The 25,579-nt window shown below is 36.8% G+C and carries 21 protein-coding genes; 7 read left to right on the forward strand and 14 right to left on the reverse strand.

Going from position 1 to position 25,579, the window contains the following annotated elements:
* Window positions 1-4: 4 nt before the first annotated feature.
* The 10 genes from MKJ01_RS07160 to lpxB form a co-directional block, all read right to left on the reverse strand.
* Window positions 5-3,004 carry a reprolysin-like metallopeptidase gene (locus tag MKJ01_RS07160; protein WP_241613139.1) on the reverse strand — a complete coding sequence of 1,000 codons (3,000 nt, stop codon included), beginning with the start codon at window positions 3,002-3,004 and terminating at the stop codon, window positions 5-7.
* A gap of 180 nt (window positions 3,005-3,184) precedes the next feature.
* Complete coding sequence (locus MKJ01_RS07165; protein ID WP_241613136.1) at window positions 3,185-3,847, reverse strand: DUF6048 family protein; 663 nt, start codon at window positions 3,845-3,847, stop codon at window positions 3,185-3,187.
* A complete protein-coding gene (locus MKJ01_RS07170) occupies window positions 3,813-4,295 on the reverse strand; it encodes a hypothetical protein (protein WP_241613134.1) in 483 nt (160 codons plus the stop codon). The genes MKJ01_RS07165 and MKJ01_RS07170 overlap by 35 nt, the downstream gene beginning before the upstream one ends.
* A 34-nt stretch (window positions 4,296-4,329) precedes the next feature.
* Window positions 4,330-5,736 (reverse strand): 23S rRNA (uracil(1939)-C(5))-methyltransferase RlmD, encoded by a 1,407-nt coding sequence (gene rlmD, locus MKJ01_RS07175; protein WP_241613132.1) that lies wholly within the window; start codon window positions 5,734-5,736, stop codon window positions 4,330-4,332.
* A gap of 144 nt (window positions 5,737-5,880) precedes the next feature.
* A complete protein-coding gene (locus MKJ01_RS07180) occupies window positions 5,881-7,425 on the reverse strand; it encodes a TlpA disulfide reductase family protein (RefSeq protein ID WP_241613130.1) in 1,545 nt (514 codons plus the stop codon).
* A 135-nt stretch (window positions 7,426-7,560) separates the two neighbouring features.
* Window positions 7,561-8,328 carry a succinate dehydrogenase/fumarate reductase iron-sulfur subunit gene (locus MKJ01_RS07185; protein WP_241613128.1) on the reverse strand — a complete coding sequence of 256 codons (768 nt, stop codon included), beginning with the start codon at window positions 8,326-8,328 and terminating at the stop codon, window positions 7,561-7,563.
* Between the two features lie 24 nt (window positions 8,329-8,352).
* Window positions 8,353-10,365 carry a fumarate reductase/succinate dehydrogenase flavoprotein subunit gene (locus MKJ01_RS07190; protein WP_241613126.1) on the reverse strand — a complete coding sequence of 671 codons (2,013 nt, stop codon included), beginning with the start codon at window positions 10,363-10,365 and terminating at the stop codon, window positions 8,353-8,355.
* 15 nt (window positions 10,366-10,380) lie between these two features.
* On the reverse strand, window positions 10,381-11,043 hold the full coding sequence (locus MKJ01_RS07195) for a succinate dehydrogenase cytochrome b subunit (protein WP_241613125.1): 663 nt from the start codon (window positions 11,041-11,043) through the stop codon (window positions 10,381-10,383).
* A 140-nt stretch (window positions 11,044-11,183) separates the two neighbouring features.
* On the reverse strand, window positions 11,184-12,959 hold the full coding sequence (locus MKJ01_RS07200) for a ComEC/Rec2 family competence protein (RefSeq protein WP_241613123.1): 1,776 nt from the start codon (window positions 12,957-12,959) through the stop codon (window positions 11,184-11,186).
* Between the two features lie 142 nt (window positions 12,960-13,101).
* The gene (lpxB, locus tag MKJ01_RS07205; protein ID WP_241613122.1) at window positions 13,102-14,205 is read right to left on the reverse strand and encodes a lipid-A-disaccharide synthase; all 1,104 of its coding nucleotides are present in this window, start codon (window positions 14,203-14,205) and stop codon (window positions 13,102-13,104) included.
* A gap of 157 nt (window positions 14,206-14,362) precedes the next feature.
* On the opposite strand from lpxB, the gene MKJ01_RS07210 reads away from it, so the two are divergent.
* Both MKJ01_RS07210 and MKJ01_RS07215 read left to right on the forward strand, forming a co-directional pair.
* Window positions 14,363-14,872 carry a DUF2480 family protein gene (locus MKJ01_RS07210; RefSeq protein ID WP_241613121.1) on the forward strand — a complete coding sequence of 170 codons (510 nt, stop codon included), beginning with the start codon at window positions 14,363-14,365 and terminating at the stop codon, window positions 14,870-14,872.
* 87 nt (window positions 14,873-14,959) lie between these two features.
* Entirely contained in the window at window positions 14,960-15,616 is a 657-nt protein-coding gene (locus MKJ01_RS07215) for a DUF937 domain-containing protein (protein ID WP_241613120.1), read from the forward strand.
* A gap of 54 nt (window positions 15,617-15,670) precedes the next feature.
* Here the strand turns inward: MKJ01_RS07215 and MKJ01_RS07220 are convergent, their stop codons facing one another.
* Both MKJ01_RS07220 and MKJ01_RS07225 read right to left on the reverse strand, forming a co-directional pair.
* A complete protein-coding gene (locus MKJ01_RS07220; protein WP_241613119.1) occupies window positions 15,671-15,790 on the reverse strand; it encodes a 30S ribosomal protein THX in 120 nt (39 codons plus the stop codon).
* 85 nt (window positions 15,791-15,875) lie between these two features.
* On the reverse strand, window positions 15,876-17,270 hold the full coding sequence (locus tag MKJ01_RS07225; RefSeq protein WP_241613118.1) for an MATE family efflux transporter: 1,395 nt from the start codon (window positions 17,268-17,270) through the stop codon (window positions 15,876-15,878).
* 156 nt (window positions 17,271-17,426) lie between these two features.
* Here MKJ01_RS07225 and MKJ01_RS07230 point away from each other — a divergent pair, with 156 nt between their 5' ends.
* From MKJ01_RS07230 to MKJ01_RS07240, 3 genes are all read left to right on the forward strand, one after another.
* On the forward strand, window positions 17,427-18,023 hold the full coding sequence (locus MKJ01_RS07230) for a DUF2975 domain-containing protein (RefSeq protein WP_241613117.1): 597 nt from the start codon (window positions 17,427-17,429) through the stop codon (window positions 18,021-18,023).
* A 3-nt stretch (window positions 18,024-18,026) separates the two neighbouring features.
* Window positions 18,027-18,233, forward strand: a complete 207-nt coding sequence (locus MKJ01_RS07235; RefSeq protein ID WP_241613115.1) for a helix-turn-helix transcriptional regulator — start codon at window positions 18,027-18,029, stop codon at window positions 18,231-18,233.
* Between the two features lie 129 nt (window positions 18,234-18,362).
* A complete protein-coding gene (locus MKJ01_RS07240) occupies window positions 18,363-20,543 on the forward strand; it encodes a S41 family peptidase (protein WP_241613112.1) in 2,181 nt (726 codons plus the stop codon).
* A gap of 222 nt (window positions 20,544-20,765) precedes the next feature.
* On the opposite strand, the gene MKJ01_RS07245 is transcribed toward MKJ01_RS07240, so the two are convergent.
* Entirely contained in the window at window positions 20,766-21,455 is a 690-nt protein-coding gene (locus MKJ01_RS07245) for a DUF421 domain-containing protein (protein WP_241613110.1), read from the reverse strand.
* 194 nt (window positions 21,456-21,649) lie between these two features.
* Here MKJ01_RS07245 and aspS point away from each other — a divergent pair, with 194 nt between their 5' ends.
* Window positions 21,650-23,404, forward strand: coding sequence for an aspartate--tRNA ligase (gene aspS / locus MKJ01_RS07250; RefSeq protein ID WP_241613108.1), 1,755 nt, complete (start codon window positions 21,650-21,652; stop codon window positions 23,402-23,404).
* A 55-nt stretch (window positions 23,405-23,459) separates the two neighbouring features.
* Window positions 23,460-24,602, forward strand: coding sequence for a DUF6438 domain-containing protein (locus MKJ01_RS07255; protein ID WP_241613106.1), 1,143 nt, complete (start codon window positions 23,460-23,462; stop codon window positions 24,600-24,602).
* A 127-nt stretch (window positions 24,603-24,729) separates the two neighbouring features.
* Here the strand turns inward: MKJ01_RS07255 and MKJ01_RS07260 are convergent, their stop codons facing one another.
* Window positions 24,730-25,497: a hypothetical protein gene (locus tag MKJ01_RS07260; protein ID WP_241613104.1), complete on the reverse strand. Its 768-nt coding sequence runs from the start codon at window positions 25,495-25,497 to the stop codon at window positions 24,730-24,732.
* Window positions 25,498-25,579: the final 82 nt, after the last annotated feature.

Here is a 25,579-nt window from a genome sequence, read left to right on the forward strand (position 1 = left end):
AATATTATTTTTTGATGAACTTGGAATTAAATGATTCTTTTCCTTTTTCATTAACGGTAATAACATAGGCTCCTTTAATTAATTCAGAAACATTGATCTGTCCCTTATTAATATTGCCCTGTTTTACTAACTGACCAGCTGCACTGTAAATTTTGAATGAAGCTTTATCAGAAACTTTAGTGATATTTAAGATATCTGATACCGGGTTCGGATAAATCTGAATATCATTTTTAGGACCGGCTACATCATTAGTACCTAATGTTCCACTTACCATTACGCTATAATCTTCAGTCTCACCATAGTAGAAATTTGTACCACAAGCGAAAGCAGAAGGAAGAGATGCGCCATTATTTCCAGCACCTGCATATATATACACTACCCTCATTCTCAATGGCTGATTTTCTACTGCTGTAGATGGTACTGTAACTGATGAAGTATATTGCGTTAAAACAGCAGAAGATACCTCAGCGTTCAATACTTTTTCAGAATCTTCAAATGTTCCGTTTCTATTCCAATCTATCCATACAGAAGCCGCATCATAAGAAGCTTCACCTCCTACACTTACAGTTAAAGTATAAGGAGAAGTTCCTTTTACCAAATTAATCTGCAATGCAGGGTTAGCAGTATAATTTGTATAGGTAGAAGCGGTAGAAGGATTATTAACATTTGCCAATGATACATTAGAGATATATTCGTCTGTAGTATACACAGTAGAAGAATCACAATAGGTAACTGTAGAAAAAGTAGTCACTGTAAAGTTTACTGATGCAGAATACGATCCTGTAGTACCCGAACATACTGCAGCTACCTGCACTTCATATAACCCTGCTGTTAAGCCGTTAATATTGATTGCAGATCCTGATGTTGTAACTTCTGTCCAAGTAATGTCAGAAGTTTTCTTATAGCGCACAATATAGCTTGTGGTTGTTCCTGAATAAGGGATCCAATAGATTGAAGCACCTCCGAGTGAAGAAATTGCTGTAAGACCAGATGGTGCAGTACTGCTACAAGGTGACAAAGTAGTAAGCGCTACACTTCCTATAGTATAAAATACATTTCCGATAGAAGAAACTCTCACTTTAATAGTACTTCCATTCAATGAAATCGGGAATGTAAAGCTTTCAGAACCATCATTGGGTGTAGAAGCAGAAAGCACAAACCAAGTAGTACCATTATCTGTAGTATAATCAATCCTTACATTAGCTACGTTATAAGGCGATGCCGTAGTATTGGCAACAGCCCATGAAATAGGTGTTGGAGAGCCATTTGCTTCCGCTACGGTAGTAGTAACCTTAAATGGGCCGTTATCTCCCACAACAATAGTTTGCGTAGCAAATTGAGTTTGCTGTTGAAGTGCATTTGCATTGTTATCTCGTACCGTTACGGCAAAGTTAGTCGTTCTCGGAACCATAGAGACTGATTCCCAAGCATTTCCTACATTATTCAATGTCCCATTTAATACAGAAGAAAATTTAGGAAAATATCTTGTAGGATTAGTAGATGGCACAACAGAACGGAATGATGCGCCGGTAGAAGTTGTTCCTAAATTATTTTTTTTAATAATTGTACTTGCATTATCTATTTCTTCCCACGAATAGGTCATTGGATCATTTTGTGCATCGGTAGCAGAAGCCGTCAAAACGAATGCTGTTCCTTTAGGAATACTGTATGTAGGCAGAGCAGCAATTACTGGAGGGTCATTCGTTATAGACGTTTCTACGTCACAAGTTGTACTTTGTAAAGTCTCTAATACCTGCCCTATACTTACCTTGTGAAAATAGGCATTTGAATGAGCCTGTACATCGGTAGTAGTACCTGTGATTCCAGCATATCCCATAATTGTACTTCCAGATCCCGGCTCAACATTTACTCCCGCACCTTCCAATGCATGAGAAAAGGTATGATTACCCCCTAATTGATGCCCCATTTCGTGCGCAACATAATCGATATCAAAATTATCACCTTGAGGAATACCATCTGCTGGAGAAGTAAAGCCTGAACCTTTACCTTCTGGTTCCGCAGTCGTCGGATCTGTACATACGCAACCTATACATCCAGCATTACCGCCTCCTCCGGTAGCACCAAATAAATGTCCAATATCGTAATTAGCATTACCAACTTCGGTCGTAAGTGTTTCCTGAAGCTGCAAGTTCCAATCTGGGCTTCCACCACTAGAAGCAGGAGAGTAAGGATCCGTTGCTGCATCTAAATAAATAATTCCAGGATAATTCTGAAGATTTAAGTGTAGAGCAAAATCTTTTTCAAATACTCCGTTTACTCTGGTCATTGTGGCATTAATCGCAGCTAAAGCACCCGCTACTGTTCCTCCATGAAATTGAGTATATTCTGCTGTAACAGACATAGCCAGTCTCATCGTTCTATATTTCTTGTCAGAGGATTTAGAAAAATTGCCAGGTTGATTAGTAAAAGAACTGCCGTTTTTCAGCAATCCAGCAATCTGTTTCTTCTGATTAGCAGTTTCGTTTGTCCCACATAAAAAAGGGTTGGTATCTTGTGCCTTTTTTGTTTTAGGATGTACCTCGTAAATGGTTTTATTATTAAGCTGAGGCTCAATAAATTCATACCCTTCATTTCCAACAATCATCGATTGGAAATCATTTGGAGCTAAGGAAAATCTTAAATACTTAGTAGGATCATCTATCCCTACTCCTACATAAGAACCTAGCTGATATTGATCTGCCAGTTCTTTAACTACAACAGGAAAGCTATATACGGAGAATTTCTCTATTTTCCCAGTAAGGGTAGGTAAAGAAATAATTACCGGTTTTGCATTTGCTCCCATTTCCTGCGCATTACTCAATTGAGATCTCAGTAAGTTCAGGTCTAGTTTATAGTACCCGTTACTTCTTACATTGGATTTGCTGACATCAAATTCCGCACTTCTTTTCTTAACATCATCTTTTTTAAAGGAAGTCGGTGTCCATTGCCCGAACACAGCCCCCCCTACCAAAGAAAACATTAAAGTAGTAAGTAATCTTTTCATAAATTAATTTAATTATAATTTTTGCCAAATGTAACCATTTTTAAACATCATATCATCAAAAATCATAGTATTTTTTCACTACAATACTGTTAAAATAACATTAATCTTAAAAAAACAAAAACTCCGGCATAAACCGGAGCTTTATATTATAAATAAGTTTTACAACAATATTATTTATTTTTAGAATTTATACGCAATATTCCAAGCAAATCCCATATTGAATTTGGAAGAGCTTTTTCCGAAACCGGGTACGATCATCGGTTGGATTTCATCCTGTTTTGTCGTAAATAGCAGATATCTGGGCTGTAGATTTAAATCAATAAAAAAATCAGACTCAAACAACTGTACCCTTCCTCCGAGGGTACCTTCCAACCAATAAGAAGACTGGCTGGATGAAGGGAATCCTACAGAGGAACTGCTTCCTCCATATCCACGGACCGGCACCGCCCTGTATTCCTGCCTGTAAAATGAGCCCCCTATTTTTCCGCCTCCGTAAAATCCGTTGAATTCATTTTCAGGATCTTTTGCCAGCATATAAAATGCGCCCAGCTTCAGGAAAGGGCCGCTCACTTTTGCATCATAGCTGTTTTTCTGATATACATTAGACTCAAAACCGGCTTCTATGATGCCATGAATATTATCCTTTATTTTTGATGATATAAAACCCTGGTATAATTTCCGGTCTGAAAAAAAAGAAACCCCTGCGTTGAGAATATCTCCGCCTACCATAAAATTAGGTTCATATTTCCATTTTTCTTTCTTAGTTTCCTGCTTATTATCCTGAGCGAAGCTCAGCACGAATAATACACTAAAAAAGAAGGTAAAGATTTGTTTTTTCTTCATTTTCTATAAAATTTTGTCCTTCTTCTATACCTTTTACCGGGACTGCTGTTGATGGAGTTAAAACTGAATTCACATTTTCATACGTTTTTTTTATTCCGCATCCCGGGGAAACATAAATAGATTTTGTTGTGTAATTTACTCTTACCTTAGATTCGGCTCCTTTATTGGCAATTCTAAAATAGATATCGGTATAGGGAGCATCATCCACTCTTAAAGGGATTACCCTTGAGGTTATCTTTGCCTGTCCCCCCAATTGTACTTTTCCCGATCCGTAATCAACTGCAACATAAAGTGAGTCTAAAGTACTTTCTTTCCCACTTTCAAAGTTTCTGAATGACACTTTCATTCTCGGGGTTCCTTCTCCGCTTTCACAGATATCATCATCTCCTCCGCATGAAAAAAGGAGATTAAAAAAACAGACGGTGATAAGAAATTTAAAATATTTCATAATAGGATCTGATCGTATTCAAATATAAATAAAATTATTTCTTAATCAGTAAAGCAATATTTTCCACATGATGTGTTTGCGGGAACATATCCACCGGCAAAATTTTCACCACATCATAATGTTCTTTCATCAAAGCAAGATCCCGTGCCTGCGTTGCTGAATTACAGCTTACATACACCACTTTTTCAGGAGCAAGTTTCAGAATCTGTTCTACCACTTTCTGATGCATCCCGTCTCTCGGCGGATCGGTAATCAGAACATCTGCTTTGGGATGACTGGCAAGGAATTCATCATTGAAAATATCTTTCATATCCCCGCAATAGAACGTTGTATTGGTAAGGCCGTTAAGTTCTGCATGTTCAATTGCCGCATCAATGGCTTCCTGCACAGATTCAATTCCAATCACCTGTTTTGCATTTCTGGCCACATACTGGGCAATGGTTCCGGTACCCGTATATAAGTCATACACCACTTCCTCTCCTTGCAGATCAGCAAATTCAAGTGTTTTTCTGTATAATTCCAAAGCCTGCTTATAGTTGGTCTGAAAGAAAGACTTCGGTCCGATCTTAAATTTCAGTCCGTCCATCTCTTCCATTAAATAACCTTCCCCGAAATACACATTGATATCCAGATCGTAGATGGAATCATTCGGTTTAGGATTGATGGCATAGACCAGCGTCTTAATCTGAGGGAAGGTTTCCAATAGAAACTCAAAAAGCTTTTCCCGGTTTTCTTTTTCTTCTTTGTACAGCTGGAAAAGAACCATCCATTCTCCTTTTGAGTTTTGCCTCATCATTAAAGTTCTTAAAAAACCTTCGTGATTCCTGACATCAAAAAATTCCAGACCGTGTTTTACAGCATATTCTTTTACTGCCAGGCGTATGGTATTTGAAGGCTCTTCCTGAAGAAAGCATTCTTTAAGATCAAGAATTTTGCTCCACATTCCGGGAATATGGAAGCCAAGCGCATCCCTGTTGCCGAAATTCTCTTCGGAACTAATTTCATACTGGGTCAGCCAACGCGCATTGGAAAAAGAAAATTCCATTTTGTTTCTGTAAAAATACTGTTCTTCAGATCCAAGGATAGGAACGGTTTCAAAATGATCAATACCACCGATTCTTTTAATGTTGTTGTACACTTCCTCCTGCTTGAAATCAAGCTGTTTTTCATAACTCATATTCTGCCATTTGCAGCCGCCGCATACGCCAAAGTGAATACATTTGGGATCTACTCTGTACGGTGACTTTTCAAGCAAATCCACAGCCTCACCTTCATAGTATTTCGATTTTGCTTTTTTCACCCTTACATTTACAATATCTCCGGGAATTGCTCCGGAAACCATTACTGTCTTTCCTTCTTCTGTCCTGCCTATCGCAACCCCTTTCGCGCCGGCATTTAAAAGCTTTATATTTTCAAGAATAAGATTCTTTTTCTTTTTCATCCGTAATCTTCTGTTTGTCCCATGGAACTGTCCCGTCTCATGAGTAATTTATTTATTTGCTGAAACAGCTTTGTTTCATCCTGCAAAAATACAATAAAAAAAACCTTATCCGGAGACAAGGTTTTTATATGTATTCAATTTAAATTATTTTGTCTGTGCCGGCTGAGGGTTTGCCTGTTGTGCCGCCTGAGCTGCAGGATCGATTTGCATACCCTGACCTTGCTGCTGCAACTGAACCCCAGGATTCACTTTCGGAGCGGATAGCCCTGTCTGTTTATCCAAAACGGTTACCAGTTCAGGATCGCCTAAATTAAAGAACGGTTTGCTGGCAATTTTACCGTCTTTATCTACAATAATGAAACAAGGTAATTTAAATCCGTAAACTCCGTATTTTTTAGCAATATCAGAGTTCAATCCTCCGTCGCCATATACATTAGTTCCCGGTATTCCTTTTAACAAAGAGTTACTTGTTTTTACAAACTGATCCTTAGTATCGTCAACGTTAATAAAAACGAAGTTCATTTTAGATTTGTAGAAATTCACGACTTCTTTCAATACCGGAATAGTAGCTTCCCCGATATAAGGGTTCCAGGAAGCGTAGAAAGCAAGCATGTAAGGTTTGCCTTTATTTTCAGAAAGATTGTAAGATTTTCCGTCTGCCTTTACCAATGCAGCTTCCGGAGCCTGCTCCCCGATTTTAAAGCCGTTGATGGCAAACTGAATTTTCTTCAAATCTTCTTTAATGGTTGCATCTTTAATATCCGTATCGATGATCTTTTTAATTTTTTCAGCCGTTTTTTCAGGAGTACCAGGGTGGATATCGGATTGAGCCATTACAAAAGCCAATAAATAATCCTTAGCAGTCTGTGAAAGGTCTTTCTGATTCTTTTTTAAATATTCTGAAAATAATTCCGAAGTGGTAATATCTTTTTTCCCAACACTGTTTGCCTGAGCATATTTCTGGAAGTCCGGGCTCATTTTAGCCAAAAGATACTGTCTGTAATAAGGGTTCTCTTTTACCATCACCTCTTTGTTTTCCTGAAGTTTATTTTCAAAATCGGTAAAAGCTTTCGTTACTTTGAAAGACGGGTTGCCCATTTGCTTATGGCTCATGTCATATTGATTCATGATAGTAAGCAAAGTGCTGGCAAGGTCATTTTTCTTCCATGTTACGATTTCATTATCAGGATTGAATTTTTTAACATTTTCTTCGATATTTTTATTAACATCAGCCTGAACTTTTTCTATTCCTTTTAAGAATGTTTTTTCATCTTTCATCAGAAGCTCATTCATATTAACAGTTTGGGCATAATTGGAAAGATATTTCTGAGTAGCCGTGAAGAAATCATTGTTATTTTTAGCATCACCCGTGATGACATATTCAGAAGGGAAAGTCATTCCGTTCCCTGAAATTTCAAGTTTCTGTCCTCCTTTTAAATAAATTAAATTCTGTTTTCCGCCATAAGACATTACATACATTCCGCTTTTAGGAGCCTCAAAGCTTCCCGCGAAAGTTCCGTCCTTGTTTACACCGATATTGATTAATGGTAAAGTGGCTACGCCTGAAGCCTCAATAAATTCGATTCTCTCTAATGGAGAACCTCCTGTGATTTTTCCTTTTACTTCAACTTTTTTAGAGCAAGACATCGCGAAAACAGCGATGATAAACAATAAAAGATATTTTTTCATTTCTAATTTTATAATTACGCAAAAATAAGTTTTTCAATAAACTTAATCCAATTAAATACTATTTTTATGAAAGATTTAACTAAAAAAATCGCCATCCGGTAAGGAGACGATTTTTTTAGTTATATTATTTCAATTTTATCCTCTGTCAGCCAAAGCCACAATATATTCACGGTTCATTCTGGCAATATTTTCAAGGGAAATTCCTTTCGGACATTCCACTTCACAGGCACCGGTATTTGAACAGTTTCCGAAACCTTCTTCGTCCATTGCCGTTACCATATTCAATACTCTTCGTTTTGCTTCTACCCTACCCTGAGGTAAAAGAGCAAATTGTGAAACTTTAGCCCCTACGAAAAGCATGGCAGATCCGTTTTTACATGATGCCACACAGGCACCACAGCTGATACATGCTGCTGCGTCCATTGCTTTGTCTGCATCTTCTTTAGGAACCGGAATTGCATTGGCATCCAGTGTATTTCCAGAAGTATTTACTGAGATGAATCCACCTGCAGCCATAATTCTGTCAAACGCACTTCTGTCCACGATCAAATCTTTGATTACCGGAAACGCAGCACTTCTCCAAGGTTCGATAACGATGGTTTCACCATCTTTGAACATTCTCATGTGAAGCTGGCAGGTCGTGATACCTGTATCCGGACCGTGGGCTCTACCATTAATGTACAGCGAACACATCCCGCAGATCCCTTCACGACAGTCATGGTCGAAAGCGATCGGTTCTTTTCCTTCGTTAATAAGATTTTCATTAAGAATGTCCAACATTTCTAAAAATGAAGAATCTGTTGATACATCCGATATTTTATAAGTCTCAAACTGACCTTTAGATTTATTATTTTTTTGTCTCCAAATTTTCAGCGTAAGATGTAAGCCTTTTTTTGCACTCATAATTGTATATTTAAAGATTGGAGATTATTTGTAACTTCTCGTTTTCACCTCGATGTTGTCATAGATCAGGTCTTCTTTATGCAACACTTCTGCATTAATGTCGTTCCCCTGATATTCCCAAATCCCAACGTATTTGAAGTTTACATCATCTCTTTCGGCTTCTCCGTCCGGAGTAGAATGATCTTCACGGAAATGCCCTCCGCAAGATTCATTTCTGTGCAGCGCATCAATAGCCATCAATTGTCCTAATTCAAGGAAATCAGCTACCCGGAATGCTTTTTCAAGCTCCGTATTCATTCCGTCATTATCACCCGGAACTTTTACATTCTTCCAGAAATCATTTCTAACCTCTTCAATTTCTCTGATAGCTTCTTTTAAGCCTTCAGGCGTTCTTCCCATCCCTACTTTGTTCCACATAATGTGTCCCAGCTGCTTATGGAAATGATCTACTGAATGGGTTCCTTTATTATTTAAGAAGAAATCAACTTTCTCTTTAATTCCTTTCTCAGCTTCGTCAAATGACGCAGAATTGGTAGGAACGGTTCCTGTTCTGATATCTGCGGAAAGGTAATCAGCAATGGTGTAAGGAAGTACGAAATATCCATCAGCCAGACCCTGCATCAAAGCTGAGGCTCCCAATCTGTTGGCTCCATGGTCTGAGAAATTGGCTTCCCCGATCACAAAACATCCAGGAATAGTAGACTGAAGGTTATAATCCACCCAAACGCCTCCCATCGTATAGTGAACAGCAGGATAGATTTTCATTGGTGTTTTATAAGGGTCATCAGCCGTAATTTTCTCATACATTACGAATAAGTTACCATACTTTTCTTCTACCCAGCTTTTACCAAGATCGTAAAGTTGCTGGTCGGTAGGATTCTGAATATGCTTCTCAATAGCAGCTTCTCTACCTTTTTTCATAATTTCCGTGGAGAAATCAAGATATACCCCTTCCTGGGTATCATTATTTTCAATTCCGTATCCGGCATCGCATCTTTCCTTTGCTGCCCTCGAAGCAACGTCTCTAGGCACAAGATTACCGAATGCAGGGTATCTTCTTTCTAAATAATAATCTCTGTCTTCTTCTTTAATATTTTCAGGTCTTAATTTTCCTTCTCTGATTGCTACTGAATCTTCAATTTTCTTAGGAACCCAGATTCTTCCTGAGTTTCTTAATGATTCAGACATCAAAGTTAATTTAGACTGCTGTGTTCCGTGAACCGGAATACAAGTCGGGTGAATCTGCACATAGCAAGGGTTTGCGAAATATGCTCCTTTTTTGTGGATTTTCCAAGCTGCAGAAACATTTGATCCCATGGCATTGGTAGAAAGGAAATATACGTTTCCGTAACCCCCAGAAGCAATCACCACTGCGTGAGCCGAATGTCTTTCAATTTCACCTGTTACCAGGTTTCTTGCGATAATTCCTCTTGCTTTTCCGTCCACAATAACAAGATCCATCATTTCATGACGGTTGTACATTTTGATCCTTCCTTTACCAATCTGACGGCTCATTGCAGAATATGCACCTAACAATAGCTGCTGTCCGGTCTGTCCTTTTGCATAGAAGGTTCTTTTTACCTGAACCCCACCGAATGAACGGTTATCCAGCTGACCTCCGTATTCTCTACCGAAAGGAACTCCCTGGGCAACGCATTGGTCGATAATATTGGCAGAAACTTCAGCTAACCTGTATACGTTAGCCTCTCTTGCTCTATAGTCACCTCCTTTAATTGTATCATAAAACAATCTATAGGTAGAGTCACCGTCTCCCTGATAGTTTTTAGCAGCATTAATACCTCCCTGAGCAGCAATTGAGTGTGCTCTCCTAGGAGAATCCTGGTAGCAGAATGCCTTCACATTATATCCCTGCTCAGCCAGAGTAGCCGCTGCAGAACCGCCTGCCAATCCTGTACCCACAACAATAATATCAATCTTGTCTCTGTTGTTTGGGGCAACAAGGTTCATATGATCTTTATGATTTTTCCATTTATCCTTTAAAGGACCTGCTGGAATTTTAGAATCTAATTTACTCATATTATTATATTGATATTATTGAGTTACAAAATGATAAACTGCGATAAAAATGAAACCTGCAGGAATAAGAATGGAATACCATTTTCCCAATGCTTTGATTACAGGTGTATATTTCGGGTGTCTCGCTCCGATAGACTGGAAAGAAGACTGAAACCCATGACCTAAATGCAGCCCTAATAAAACAAAAGAAATTACATACAAAGCCACTCTCCATAAATCTGCAAACTTCTCATGAAGTTCCGGCCAGAAACGTTCAGCATCCGGGGAAATCCCGTCAATATACTTATAGCTTACTTCATGAAACCAGAAATCATAAATGTGAAGCACCAGAAAAGCCAACACAACCGCTCCCGAAATAAGCATATTCCTTGACATCCATGAAGAATTGTCTGATGGATTGTTAGAAGCATATTTTACCGGACGCGCACTTTTGTTCTTTATTTCCAGTACAAATCCCATGATAAAATGGAAAATAACTGCAAAACCAAGAACAGGCTGCATTAAGAACTGCACAAAAGGATTATAGCCCATAAAATCTGATGCGGTGTTAAATGCGTCACGATTCAGGACTGATAACAAATTGGTCGTCAAATGCAGTATAAGAAAGATCAGCAAAAACAGAGCTGATAATGCCATAGCATATTTTCTACCTATTGTAGAACTTGTTAAACCTGCCATATAAGTTTAAATTTGATTTTTCACAAAATTAAGCATTGTTAACTACAACAAAAAGTGAGAAATCTCACAAAAAGCCAGTTTGTAATCTTTCTAAATAAGAATATAGCCGTTTAAGTAGAGGAAATATAAAAAGTAAGCATTTAACGTATGGAGTATGTTTTACCATTATAGATAACCTCCCGCACAGTACCGGGGAAATGTCTGATTTCAAAATCATTCAGCCTTCTGGAGGAACAATAGGGATTAACTATAAACCTGATCACTTTGTTTTGGTCAACATCTTCTTTTATCCAGAAACAGGCTTTATCTCCTTTCTTCAATGACAGGATGTTACTTTTAGAAAATTCATGGACTAAAATTTCTGTTTTTTGGTTTTCGTAAATGTTTAAGCTTACTCTTAAGATTAAAAATATAAATAGAGCCATCATCAGCCTTGCCGAATTTCTAAAATTGAACTTTAAAACAGCAAACCTTGTCAGGTAAATAATGATAAAAAGAAAAAACACTTCAGACAGGCTCATTGAAATATTCTCAAAAAACACAGTTTCAAAACCTGCAAACCAATGAATAATTTTCAACAATATCTGAATAGCATAATCATAGATTACATTAATCACATAAAAATCAATTTTAAAAGCTATTAAAGCCGTCATGATAAATGACATGACGATAATAATCTCCGAAAAAGGAACGATAAAAAAGTTAGCAACTACGGAAATCAATGAAAACTGATGAAAATAATACAAAACCAAAGGAAGCGTTACCAACTGTGCGGAAACGGAAATAGAAATCGTATTAAACAGTATTTTCTTAAACCAATTGTTCTGCTTAGGCAAATGATTCAGTATCGGCTGGTTCAGCCAAAAAATTCCAAGGACAGCGAGAAAGCTTAACTGAAAACCTACATCGAATATCTGCTGAGTATCAGCAATTAAAATAATAAAGGCAGAAAGCGATAACGAGTGCAGCAAATCAGGTTTCCGCTGAAGCAGAACGTAGATAAAGTACACTGTCAACATAATGCTTGAACGGACAACCGAACTTCCAAAACCGATGAATATGGTAAAAAGCCAGATAAAAGCCAGACTTGAAACAATAGCATATTTTCTGAATTTTAACGGCAAAAATTTCATCAATACCAGATAAAACAACCCAAAAATCACCACAATATGCGTCCCCGAGATGGCCAAAAAATGCACCAGCCCCGACCTGTTGAAATCCTGGACGGTCTGTGCATCTATATCGGTACGGTCTGCCAAAATAATTCCTTTTAAAAATTCCCTTGATACCGGAGAAATTTCTGTTTTATCAATATCCTGAAGAACCTCCGCCCTCTTCTGGGAAAATTTCTCATTCAAATTCAAATCACTTCTGCCAGCAGACAAGATGACATCATTGACATAGCATTGATAATAAATATTTTTACGTTTCAAATATTTTGTATAATCAAACTGAAAGTCATACTTCGGAGGTTTTGGACTTGATACATAAGCCCGGGTTTTGTAATAATGATTAAAGTCTAAAAGACGTTCATTCCTCGGAACATATAAAATAGTATTAAAATGTTCTTCTCCTATTTGGGCCACCGCCTCATACTTTCTGTTTTTTTCATTGGAATTGAGTTTTTTGGAAATTCTGAAAACAATAGTTTCATTCTTAGAAAAAGAAATATTCTTAGAGTAGGAAGCATTAAAAAAATGCAATATAATTCCTATTCCGAAAAACATACATCCCAATACATAAGGTTTTGCTTTATGGAATACATATGGTGTCAAAAAAGTCGCAATTAAAACAACCGTGCAGAACCCGATAAGGAGAAAAACAGAATATTCACCGAAAGAAAAATAATCCTGAAAGAAAATCCCGAGGATAAAACAAATAACCAGAATAAGAAGCGGCTGTTTATTCAATTTCAAAATTTGTGGTATCCAAATATATTTATTCGGATAAAAATTCACAAATCAAAATTTTAAAATTTTAAAAGCAGAGCTGTATTTCCCGAAACAAGGAAAAATAGCAGAATAATTTTATACAATTTTGAATAAATGATTAAAATTTTTAAGCTTTCAAAATTACATCAGCAGCATTTTCACTCGCTCCTTTTCCACCCAGTTTCATCCGCAACAGTTCGTAATCTTTAAGAACAACAAACCTTCTTTCTGTTTCAAGAATCATTTTCAATTCTTCCACAAGGTTATTTGTATTAAGTTCATCCTGAATAAGTTCCTTAACCACTTCCCGATCCATAATCAAATTAACTAAAGAAATATATTTTATATTCTTCACCAGCCTCTTTGCAATCGCATAAGAAATTTTGCTTCCCCGGTAACAAACTACTTCAGGTACATTTAACAAAGCTGTTTCCAAAGTGGCCGTTCCGGAAGTAACCAAAGCAGCCTTTGAACACCTCAGCAGATCGTATGTTTTATTAGAGACAAAATGAACATGTTCATCCACATATTTTTCATAAAAACCCTTGGGCAAACTGGGCGCTCCGGCAATGACAAACTGGTAGTCTCTAAAATAAGGCCTCACGGAAAGCATGATTTCCAGCATTTTTTCTACTTCCTGTTTTCTGGAACCCGGCAACAAGGCAATAATTTCTTTTTCATTCAACCCATGATCCGCTTTAAAATCATGAACTTTAATATCTTCAAGGGTTGAGATCGCATCGAGTAAAGGATGTCCTACAAAATGCGAATCCACCCCATGTTTTTTATAGAAATCTTCCTCAAACGGAAGGATCACCATCATTTCATCAACATATTTTTTAATGATCTCAACCCGTCCTTCTTTCCAGGCCCAAAGCTGCGGTGAAATGTAATATACCACCTTAATTCCTAATGCTTTGGCGAATTTTGCAATCCTTAAATTAAATCCGGGATAGTCGACCAGAACCAGGACATCCGGTCTGTTATTTTTTATATCCTCCTTGCAGAATTTAATATTATTCAGAATGGTCCGAAGGTTCATAGCCACCTCCAGAAATCCCATGAAAGCCAGATCCCGGTAATGCTTTACCAAGGTTCCGCCTTGTGCTGACATCAGGTCGCCGCCCCAGAACCTGAATTCAGAAGCCTGATCTTTCTGTTTTAAAGCTTTCATTAAATTACTTCCGTGTAAATCTCCAGAAGCTTCTCCTGCAATGATATAATATTTCATTTTTCTGAAATCTTAATGTGTTTTTTAGGTTATCAGGAACCTCTTAAATTTTTTCCCCATCTTATTTAATTATGGGAAACTTCTATCATAGGAATAGAAAGCAAAGTAAGAGACGTACGATCTTAATTTGTAAATTTGTTCAAAGATAATGATAAAAATGTCAGAAGAATTTGAAATCAGGAATAAAGTTGCAGAAAGCGGTCTTATCAATTTTGACCTTACAGATCTGGTTCCGAAAGGAATGAGAAAAGGGATTGACCTTAAAGATTTTCTTTTTATGGAAATGATTTTAAAAGAAAAAGATTTTCGTGAAAAAGTAGCAGCCATTGATGTTAATGAATACAGGGATGCATACATTTATATTTATAATTCCGCTGATGCCATTGTCCCGCTCTGGGCTTATTTTTTAATTACTGCAAAGCTTACTGAGGCGACTAAAAAAATTGTTTTCGGTAATCGTGAAGACCTTGAAGTAATCCTCATGCACCATGCAATTCAAAGTTATGACTTTGACGAAATGAGGGGAAAAAGGGTACTTGTAAAAGGCTGCTCGGATAAAGAAATCCCGGAAAATGCTTATATAGAGTTGGTAGAGCAGCTGCAGCCGATTGTTAAATCCCTGATGTTCGGTGAAGCATGTTCAAACGTTCCGATTCTTAAAAATTAACTATTAAAGGCTCCTGCTCTGTGTTTTAAAATTTAGGGAATATTTTTTGATAAACTTATATATCTTAAAACAAAAACATCAGAAATTATGAATTTAATTGATCTTCTCACAGGAAATACCGGCAGCCAGGTAGCCGATAAAGCTGAACAGAAATTCGGAATCAGCAGAAACCAGATTATTGCCTTATTAGCAGTTGCTGCACCGCTGATTATCTCTTATCTGCGTAAAAAATCCCAAGATTCTACCGAAGCAGAATCCTTAAACAATGCCCTGGATAAAGATCATGACGGAAGTATCCTGGATGATGTTTCCCAAGCTGATGCAAGACAGGATGAAGGAGGCTCTATTCTAAACCATGTTTTTGGCGGAGATAAACAAACCATAGAAAATAAGCTTTCCCAGAATACAGGTATTTCCATTGATAAGATCGGTCCCATTTTATCCATGCTGGCACCAGTTATTATGGGATATATCGGAAGGGAAAAGCAACAGAACAGCGTAGGCGCGGGAGGACTTGGCGATCTTTTGGGCGGAATTTTAGGCGGAGCACAGAATCAGGCTCAGCAACAGCAATCTAATCCGTTGAATGATATTTTAGGAAGTGTGCTCGGAAAAAACAGTTCTCAATCTCAATCGTCAGGAAATCCATTAAATGACATTCTGGGAAGTGTTCTAGGTGGAGATCAGAAAAAGCATCAAGGCGGACTGGGAGATATCCTGGGAAGCTTTCTGGGCGGAAAATAATTTAATTTTGTTATAAAAAAAGACCGGAGAAATTATTCTCCGGTCTTTTTATGTTTAGCTCTTGGCTTTTTCCTCTGAAGCGGCAACAGGTTTCGAAGCTTTTCTCAGTCTTCTTTTTCCGTAACTTCCATTGTTAATTTTACCTCTCCTGGATTTTTTATCTCCTTTTCCCATAGTAATACATGTTTAGTTGATTTGATACGAAGTTAAAAAATATGTGTTAAAAATAAAAACCCGTGCTGTTAAAATTTTTATAAAACTAAACTTTAACAGTTTTCCATTTACCTCTTTTAAACAGGATAAATGCAATAATGGTAATTATTGTTTCTGCTACGGGAATGGATATAAAAACTCGTTTCGGTCCCATTCCGAAATATTTTGAAAGAAAATATGCCAAAGGAATCTGAAACAGCCAGAAGCCGAAAAGATTAACCCAAGTCGGTGTCCAGGTATCGCCGGCTCCGTTGAAAGCATTGATCATCACCATCCCGATTCCATAGAAAATAAATCCCACGCTCATAATATGTAACGCATTTTTAGCAAAATTTTTAATCGCGAGGTCCTGTGTAAAAAATCCAACTAAAACATCTCCTAAAAAGAAAAATATCAAACTCACGGTTATCATAAATATCACATTGTAGACTACAGTTTTCATAACGGACTGCTCAGCCCTTACCAATTGTCCAGCTCCCATATTCTGGCCAACCAGAGTTGATGCAGCATTGCTTAATCCCCAGGCCGGAAGCATAAAGAACATCATCAGCCGTAACGCTGTCTGATAACCGGCCGATGCATTTTCACCTCCCGTAGTTGCCACCGGCTGAGCAAGAAAGATCCAGCTGCAGGAAGCAATAACGAACTGGAAAATTCCAGGTGTAGCAATTTTGACGATTGATTTTACAATTTTGTAATCAGGTTTAAAATAACGAAGTAAGATCCGGACCTGGGTATCAGCAACCAAAAGGTGATATAATTGGTAAATCACTCCTATGCTTCTCCCGATTGTTGTGGCTAGGGCTGCACCGGTAAGACCCATTGCGGGAACAGGTCCGAACCCTTTAATTAAAACAGGACACAGGATAATATTCGCAATGTTGGCAATCCATAGGGACTTCATGGCAATCGCCGCATTTCCGGCTCCCCTGAAAATTCCGTTGATCAGGAACAAAAGCATAATCACCACACTGCTTCCCATCATGATCCTTGTAAAGTTTTTTCCATAGGCGGCCGCCTCCGGTTTTGAACCCATCAGGACTAAAATCTCTTCAGCATAGATCACCCCTAACACACTTAAAATAAAAGTGACTATAAAAGACACCAGTAAAACCTGTGCGGCACTCCGGGAAGCCTGCTCAGGATTTTTCTCGCCGATTCGCCTTGCCACCATTGCTGTAGCAGCCATGCTCATCCCGATAGCAATGGAATACATAACGGACAGCACAGATTCCGTAAGCCCGACGGTCTGAATAGCATAACCGCTTTCTTTCAGGTGTCCGACAAAATATAAATCGACTAATGCAAAAACCGATTCCATGGCCATTTCCAGCATCATCGGAATAGCCAGAAGAAGCACGGCACTTCTTATACTGCCTTTTGTATAATCTGCCTCTTTGCCACTTAACGCTTTTTTGATAAAAGCTAAATATCTTTTCATTGGTGGTAAGTAAAGTTTTCAACAAAAGTATAGATTCAGAAATAATTCAGGCTTTGCATATGAAAAGTTTTAAAAAAGATTTTAAAAAAAACAACAACAAATATTTATTGTTTTACGATAAATATTTATACCTTTGCAACAATAAAGTATAACAACATGAAAATTATAGGAAAAAATTCTCTTTCACACTACATCAGCCATCTGCTTTTTGTATTATTTATTTTATTTGCATTCCAATGTGTTTATACACTTATTGGTTTTGCAGTTTCATACTATAACTTTAAGACAGGAAACCATATACTGTCGGATTTTTTCATCATAGGAAATGATGTGGGATGGTCTAAAAACAGATGGACCATTCCCATGGACAATCTTATGAAATTCAAATTTTTTATTCCCTTTACTGAGCAGAATCTTGTAACGGGATTATTCAATGTAGGATACATACTCAAGGATATAGGAAGGAGCATCTTTTTTGTTCTTTTTCTATATAGCAGTCACCAGATTTTTAAAGGAATCAGTAACGAAAATGTATTTAATATCAAAGTCGTAATTTGGTTAAGAAGATTCGGCTGGCTTAATATTATTTTTACAACAATCATTATTATTATTAATTTCTTTAATGCAAAAGACTTTTATGCCTTCGCGTATTCAGGAATATCATTCTTATTCTTTGGTGGATTAATATTATTTATAACAGAGTTTTTCAAAAAAGGTCTGAAACTCCAAAACCAAGCAGATTTAACAATATAAATTATGTCGATCATTATCAACGTAGACGTCATGTTGGCGAAAAGAAAAATGCAGTCTCAGGAACTTGCTGAGAAAATTGGCATCACCCAGGCCAATCTTTCCATTTTAAAAACCGGAAAAGCTAAAGCCGTGAAACTTTCTACATTGGAAGCTATCTGTAAAGCTTTGGATTGCCAGCCTGGAGACATCTTAGAATATGTAAAAGATTAAGAGTCTTTAAGATTTTAAACTAAAATTTTCTGTTAAAATTGATTTCAACATTATAAAATTACATAAACATTAGGATTCATCATTCTCAAAGCTGGATCATCTTACTAGATTAGACAAAAATTTTTAACCATGAGAAAATATATAATTACTGCATTTCTGACAATATCATCACTTTCCTTTTCCCAAAAGAAAATAGATAATCTCAATTTTGAAAAAGTAAACAATAATCTTCCTGTAAATTGGGAAATTTTTGGAAACGGGAAAGCAAAAGTTTTTGCAGATCACACTGAAAAGCAGGAAGGAAAATTCTCCACCGTAATCGAATCCGATGAAAATAATGGTTTCAAAGGACTCGCCCTCAAACTTCCGGAAAATTATGCAGGAAAACAAATTACTTTCTCAGGTTATATTAAAACGGAAAATGTTACAGACGGCTTTGCCGGTCTTTGGATGAGAATTGATCCTGATATTGGATTTGATAATATGCAGTCTCAAGGATTACATGGTACAAACGACTGGAAAAAATATGAAATTACGTTAAAGTTGTCTCCAAAAAATACAGAGAAAATTGTAATTGGCGCACTACTTTCCGGGAAAGGAAAAATGTGGGTTGATAATCTCAAAATTACTGTTGACGGAAAAGATATTACTCATGCTAACATCTTCGAAAAGAAATTAACCAAAATAGATTTTGACAAAGAGTTTGACAGCGGTTCGAAAATTTCAAATATTGACTTGGGAAAAAACAATTTTGAAAACGTCAAAAACCTTGGACTTATTTGGGGATATCTCAAATATTATCACCCAAATATTGCCGCAGGAAACTATAATTGGGATTATGAACTTTTCAGAATATATCCAAAAATTGCACGAGCTCCAGCAAGCCAGAGAGATAAAGTTTTAACAGAATGGATTAAAGGTTTAGGTAAATATCAAACTTCAAAGATAGCTGAACCTCAGAATTTTAAAATAAAACCAGACCTTGAATGGATTACCAATTCAGGCTTTTCTAAAGAATTGACAGAGGAACTTTCAAAATTAAAAAATGCCAAAAGGCCAAAGGCAAATTATTATGTTAACCTTTTAGAACCTGTAGGAAATCCTGATTTTAAAAATGAAAATCCTTACATAAGAATGAATTATCCTGATGAAGGTTTTCGTTTGCTATCGTTATACAGATATTGGAACATCATTCAGTATTATTTTCCTTACAAAAACCTCATCGACGAGGACTGGAAAGGAGTTTTAACCGAATTCATACCCAAATTCGTAAATGCAAAGAATGAATCCGAATATGCTTTGGCTTCATTGGAAATAATTGGTAGAATTCATGATGCCCATGCCAATATCTGGAATTATAATCCGTCGCTAGAAAAATATTTTGGAGACAGATATACTCCGATCAAACTTACCTTTGCAGAAGATAAAGCGGTGGTAAATGGCTTTTATAACAATGAATTAGGTCAAGAAACAGGTTTAAAACAGGGTGATATTATAACAGAGATCGATGGTAAAAATATAGATACAGTTATTAAAAATATGCTGAAATACTTGCCTGCATCTAATTACCATACACAATTGAGGGATATTTCAAGTAAATTATTGCGTAGCAATGAAAATGCTATTCACCTTAAAATTTTAAGAAACAATAAAAAGGAAGAAAAGACAATAAAAACGTATAAATTTTCTGAAATTAATTACAGAAACGAAGATAAAGAATTTTTCAAAATGCATAGCAAAGATATCGCTTATCTTTATATGGGAAGTGTGGAAGAAAAAGGCATCTCAACTGTCTTTGACCAGATTAAAAATACAAAAGGACTGGTTATCGATTTAAGAAGTTATCCTGCAGATTTTGTAGTTTTCAGCATGGGAAAACTTTTAAAACCAAATTCCAGTGACTTTGTAAAATTCACTAAAACGGGTAATGGCCAACCCGGACTTTTTACTTTTACAAAAAATGAAAATCTACAAGGGAGTGGCAGCAATTATCATAAAGGAAAAATTGCTATTTTAATTAACGAACAAACCCAAAGCAGAGGAGAGTTCCACGCAATGGCTTTCAGAACGGCCCCAAATGCAAAAGTTTTCGGGTCGACAACAGCTGGAGCCGATGGAAATGTTTCTAAGATTATTCTTCCCGGAAATATCTCAACTATGATCAGTGGAATCGGCATCTATTACCCAGACGGAAAAGAAACCCAGAGAGTCGGGATTGTTCCTGATGTAGAAGTAAAACCAACGGTTGAAGGAATTAAGAACAATAAAGATGAAGTGCTTGAGAAAGCAATAGAATGGATTAACAACTAACCTGTTATTCAATCTACATACTTTAAGAAATAATGTTCTATACCGAGTCCGTCTCACAATTAGTGAAAACGGACTCTTTTTATGATTTTTCTCGACCTCCTGTCTGAGAATGATTTTCGTAAAGTCGATTTTCAACCCACATCATTGAGTTGTGAGAATGACTCTTTTATTTCCTTCAAATTGTCATTTTAGGCTCAGCTTATATCATTAATTATTTGATCATTATGAGGTCAGTCTCAAAGTATTTAAAGCCGAAACCCATTCGTTCCGCGTACATCTTGCACATGACTTATGATTTGCAGTGATTTCTTCTGCATGCCCGCAATAGGTACATGCATAGAAACCAGGTTCTTTGATGACTGAGGATTTCTGATGATACAGTTTGGGAAGCACAGGCAAACCATAACAAACCTCATCATCCGGGAAATAGTAAAAACTAATATTTCCGGTAGTCTCCAATATCGCAGTTTTTACCTGTCCTAAATGTTCAATAGACTCCTGGCGCATTTCTGCGAAAAATTCATCTTTTGCAAAGGTATGATCCTTTTTTACGCCAAGAACGAATTGCCCATTTTCAATAACGTAAAGCGGTTCACCTTCAATAATATTTTCAAATCTTTCATTCTTACTTGCAACATACGTTATGACGCGGTACAGAATAATAATTGCACCAAATACAATCACCGATGAGAGTATGGGTGCTTCTTTATTGAACATCGGATCTCCGGCAGCCGATCCCATAGCAATGATAATCGCCACTTCAAAAAGAGACAGCTGCCGTACTCCCTTTTTTCCGGAAAGCCTTAAAATAAACAGCACTAAAGCAAACATGATCAGGGTCCGCACAATTATTTCAAAAATAAAATCAGTGTTAAGGTCTCCTATAAAAACATTATTCCAGCTCGTATCCATGTGTTGATTTAAAATGATTTGATTCCAATAGTTACAAATTTCCAGCCATATCTTCATCTCGTACACTTGGTGCAACTTTCCATGAATTAGTTTGAACAGGTTGATTATATAACTATACAAAAATCTTATCTTTGCCAACGGAAAATTCAAAGTTCTGAACTGAACTTTAAATATTGAACTTTAAACAAATAATTATGTTTCGATCACACACCAACGGAGAATTGTCTCTCGGGAATCTTAATGAAGAAGTTATACTTTCAGGATGGGTACAGACCATTCGTGACAAAGGATTTATGATTTGGATAGATTTACGGGATCGTTACGGAATTACGCAGTTGGTTTTTGACCAGGATCGTTCCTCTCCGCAACTCATGGAAGAAGCTAAAAAGCTGGGCCGTGAATTTGTGATTCAGGTAAAAGGAAACGTGATTGAAAGGGTAAGCAAAAACCCTAATATTCCGACTGGGGAAATTGAAATCCTCGTTAAGGAATTAACGGTTCTTAATGAATCCCAACTTCCTCCGTTCACCATTGAAGATGACACGGATGGCGGTGAAGAATTAAGGATGAAATACCGTTATCTTGATATCAGAAGAGCTCCGGTAAGAGATAAACTGATCTTCCGTCACAAAATGGCACAGAAAGTAAGAAATTATCTTTCAGACGAAGGATTTATTGAGGTTGAAACTCCGGTTTTGATCAAATCTACACCGGAAGGAGCGAGAGATTTCGTGGTTCCGAGCAGAATGAATCCGGGACAGTTTTATGCATTACCGCAGTCCCCGCAGACTTTCAAGCAATTGTTGATGGTAGGCGGAATGGATAAATATTTCCAGATTGTAAAATGTTTCCGTGATGAGGACTTGAGAGCCGACAGACAACCGGAATTTACACAAATCGATTGTGAAATGGCTTTTGTAGAACAGGAAGATGTCATGAATGTATTTGAAGGCATGACGAAAACCTTAATCAAAGATATTACAGGACAGGAATTCGGAGCTTTCCCGAGAATGACGTTTGCCGATGCCATGAAGAAATACGGTAACGACAAACCGGACATTCGTTTCGGAATGGAGTTCGTGGAGCTGAACGAATTGGTAAAAGGAAAAGATTTTAAAATATTTGACGATGCAGAACTGGTTGTCGGAATTAATGTTGAAGGTTGTGCAGACTATACAAGAAAACAAATCGACGAGCTGGTTGATTGGGTAAAAAGACCTCAAATCGGAGCTTCAGGAATGGTTTGGGTAAAACTCCAGAATGACGGCGTAATAATGTCTTCTGTGAATAAATTCTACAACGAGGAAGATTTAAGGCGTGTCGCCGAGACATTTAATGCAAAAGAAGGCGATTTAATGCTGATTCTTTCCGGGAACGAGCACAAAGTAAGAACTCAGCTTTCAGCGTTAAGAATGGAATTGGGAAACCGTTTAGGATTAAGAAAAGGAAACGAATTCGCACCACTTTGGGTGGTTGACTTCCCATTATTGGAATTTGACGAAGAAAGCGGACGCTATCACGCTATGCACCACCCTTTCACTTCTCCAAAGCCGGAAGACATTCATTTACTGGAAACAGACCCGGGAAAAGCAAGAGCAAACGCTTACGACATGGTATTGAACGGAAATGAAATCGGTGGCGGTTCCATCAGGATTTTTGACAAAGAACTACAATCTAAAATGTTTGATTTGTTAGGATTCTCTAAAGAAGAAGCAGAAGCACAATTTGGATTCTTAATGAACGCCTTTAAATACGGAGCGCCGCCTCACGGCGGATTAGCTTTCGGATTTGACCGTTTGGTAGCCATTCTTGACGGAAACGAGGTGATCAGGGATTATATCGCTTTCCCTAAGAATAATTCAGGACGGGATGTTATGATCGATGCGCCTTCTTCGATTGCTAATGAACAGCTTGATGAATTGGAATTACAATTGAATTTAAAAGCATAATTGCTTAAAAAAATAATTAAATTAGAAGCGGGGAATTTTTCTTCGCTTTTTTATTATGAAAAAACTGAACCTTATTATAATAGCCTTTTTCTTCATTACTGCCTGTCATTCGGAAAAAACAGAATATTCAAAAGAAATAGTGGGTGAATGGGCCGTTGAAAGAGATGAGAAAAATGAAGAACGGCCGATATCGCCCTTTAAAGAGGATCCACAACTAATAATTTTTGAGGAAGACGGCACTTATATCGACAAAAAAGGTTTTTACAAATTTGAAAAAGATAAAAAGACAAACGAAAATAATACATTGTATTTTGGAGAAAAGACAAGATATAAAATAAAGGGTGACTCGTTGCTTATTTTCAATCCTGCAGAAAATAATTTTAATGTAAGCAGAATTGTATCTATGACAAAAAGCAAGATTATTTTGGAACAAAAAAATAAATCCCTAATTTCCTTAGTTTCATATTCAGGCAAAAAATTCAGTAATCCTCCCATCGATAAAATTATTGTTTCGAAATCACCATGTTTAGGAAGTTGCGCTATCAACTCCTCAATTGTAGATAATTCCGGAAATCTCTTCTTTTATGGCGAATCTTACAACTCAAAAAATGGTTTTTATAAAAATACTGTCTCTAATCAAAAGTCAAAAGAGGTCTTTAATGAGCTGCAATGTGTGGATATTAACAATCTAAAGACAGAATACACTATACCTGTGACCGATTTATCTTCAGAAAGCATAACATTTGTATTAAAAGGAAAAATAATTAAGACAGTCTATAATTATGGTAATGCATCTCCATTTGAATTAAGGAGATTGATCCGTAATATCAGTTATCTATATCAGAACATTCCTTTAAAGCGTATTAATCTGAAAGATCCTTTACTATTATTTAATATGAGATCGAAAACACACCAAATATCTTTTACCGGTGAATCTGAGAGTTTTTACCTGTTTCATGAATTATTAAAATCAAATCCGATTATTGATAGCCCTAAAGAACTTCCATATTCAGGAAAATACCGTCTCAGCCTTCCGGAAAACGATAATTATGAAAAGCTAAATTCCTATGAAAGAACTGTAACTACGGATGGTAAGATTTTTAAAGTACAACAAAGAGACTACACATTTAAAACATTCGATTTAGGCTACAATTTCTTTATCAAAAATGATTTAATTACCAATAAAGGAATAAAATAGAGATTTGTTTATGACAAAAATCTGACATTTAAGACTAAATAAAATATAGACACCTCTCAGCTCGTCTCAACAGAAAATCGGAGAAAAATTCTCCGATTATATAAAATTCTCAATATTTAAAACTGATTTATAAATATCCATTTTCCACCAACCAGACCGCAATTCTTTTCAGCGTAAGAGAATTTGGATCTACTGTTGAGATGGAACCCATTTTATCTTTTTGCGGAATAGCAACCACTTTTCTGACATTATCCTTTGCAGAAAATAACTCAAAATTCTGGGCATTATTTCCTCCTGCAAAGCTTACTTTAGCGACCAACACTCCGCTCGGAACAAAAAACTCATAAGAATCTTGTCCGCCTCTGTTTCCTGTAGACATAAAGAATCCGATTTTTTCACCTTGTTCGATTGATTTATCCTGCTTCAGTTCGATTGGCCAGTTTTTGTTACGGGATACTAATGTATAATTCACTGCCGCTCTTGGGGAAACTCCTTTTGAGGCTATTAATTCCGTTACTTTAGCTTCATTCAGGGTATTTCCATCAACAACTCCGCCTTTTCCGATGAGGTTCACAAAACCTTTTTCCATTCCTAATGTGGATAATTTGAAAATTCCCACCTGATTGGTTGGCAAAAACGTAAAACGGTAGTACATCGTTGTATTATCGTTCTTATCACCCTCGAATTCTGTGCTCAAAACAGCAATGACTAATTTTTCGCCATTCATTGAGTAAAGATTAAAATTTTTAGTTAAACCAAAATTTTGTTTCTGTACCTCAACTTTCCCTATTTTGTTACCATCTACAGAGATGATATTGCTTTTGTAATCCACTTTTTGAGCAGACAAAAAGATAGTAAGCCCAAGAATAAATAAAAATGTAAAAACTGCCTTCATGATATATTTTAATTTCGGAGCCAAAATACAAATAATTGACTGACTCTTCTTATCAATCCAATCATTTAAATATCAAATTTTT

This window comes from Chryseobacterium sp. SSA4.19, assembly GCF_022601875.1.
In the GTDB taxonomy this organism is placed as follows: domain Bacteria; phylum Bacteroidota; class Bacteroidia; order Flavobacteriales; family Weeksellaceae; genus Chryseobacterium.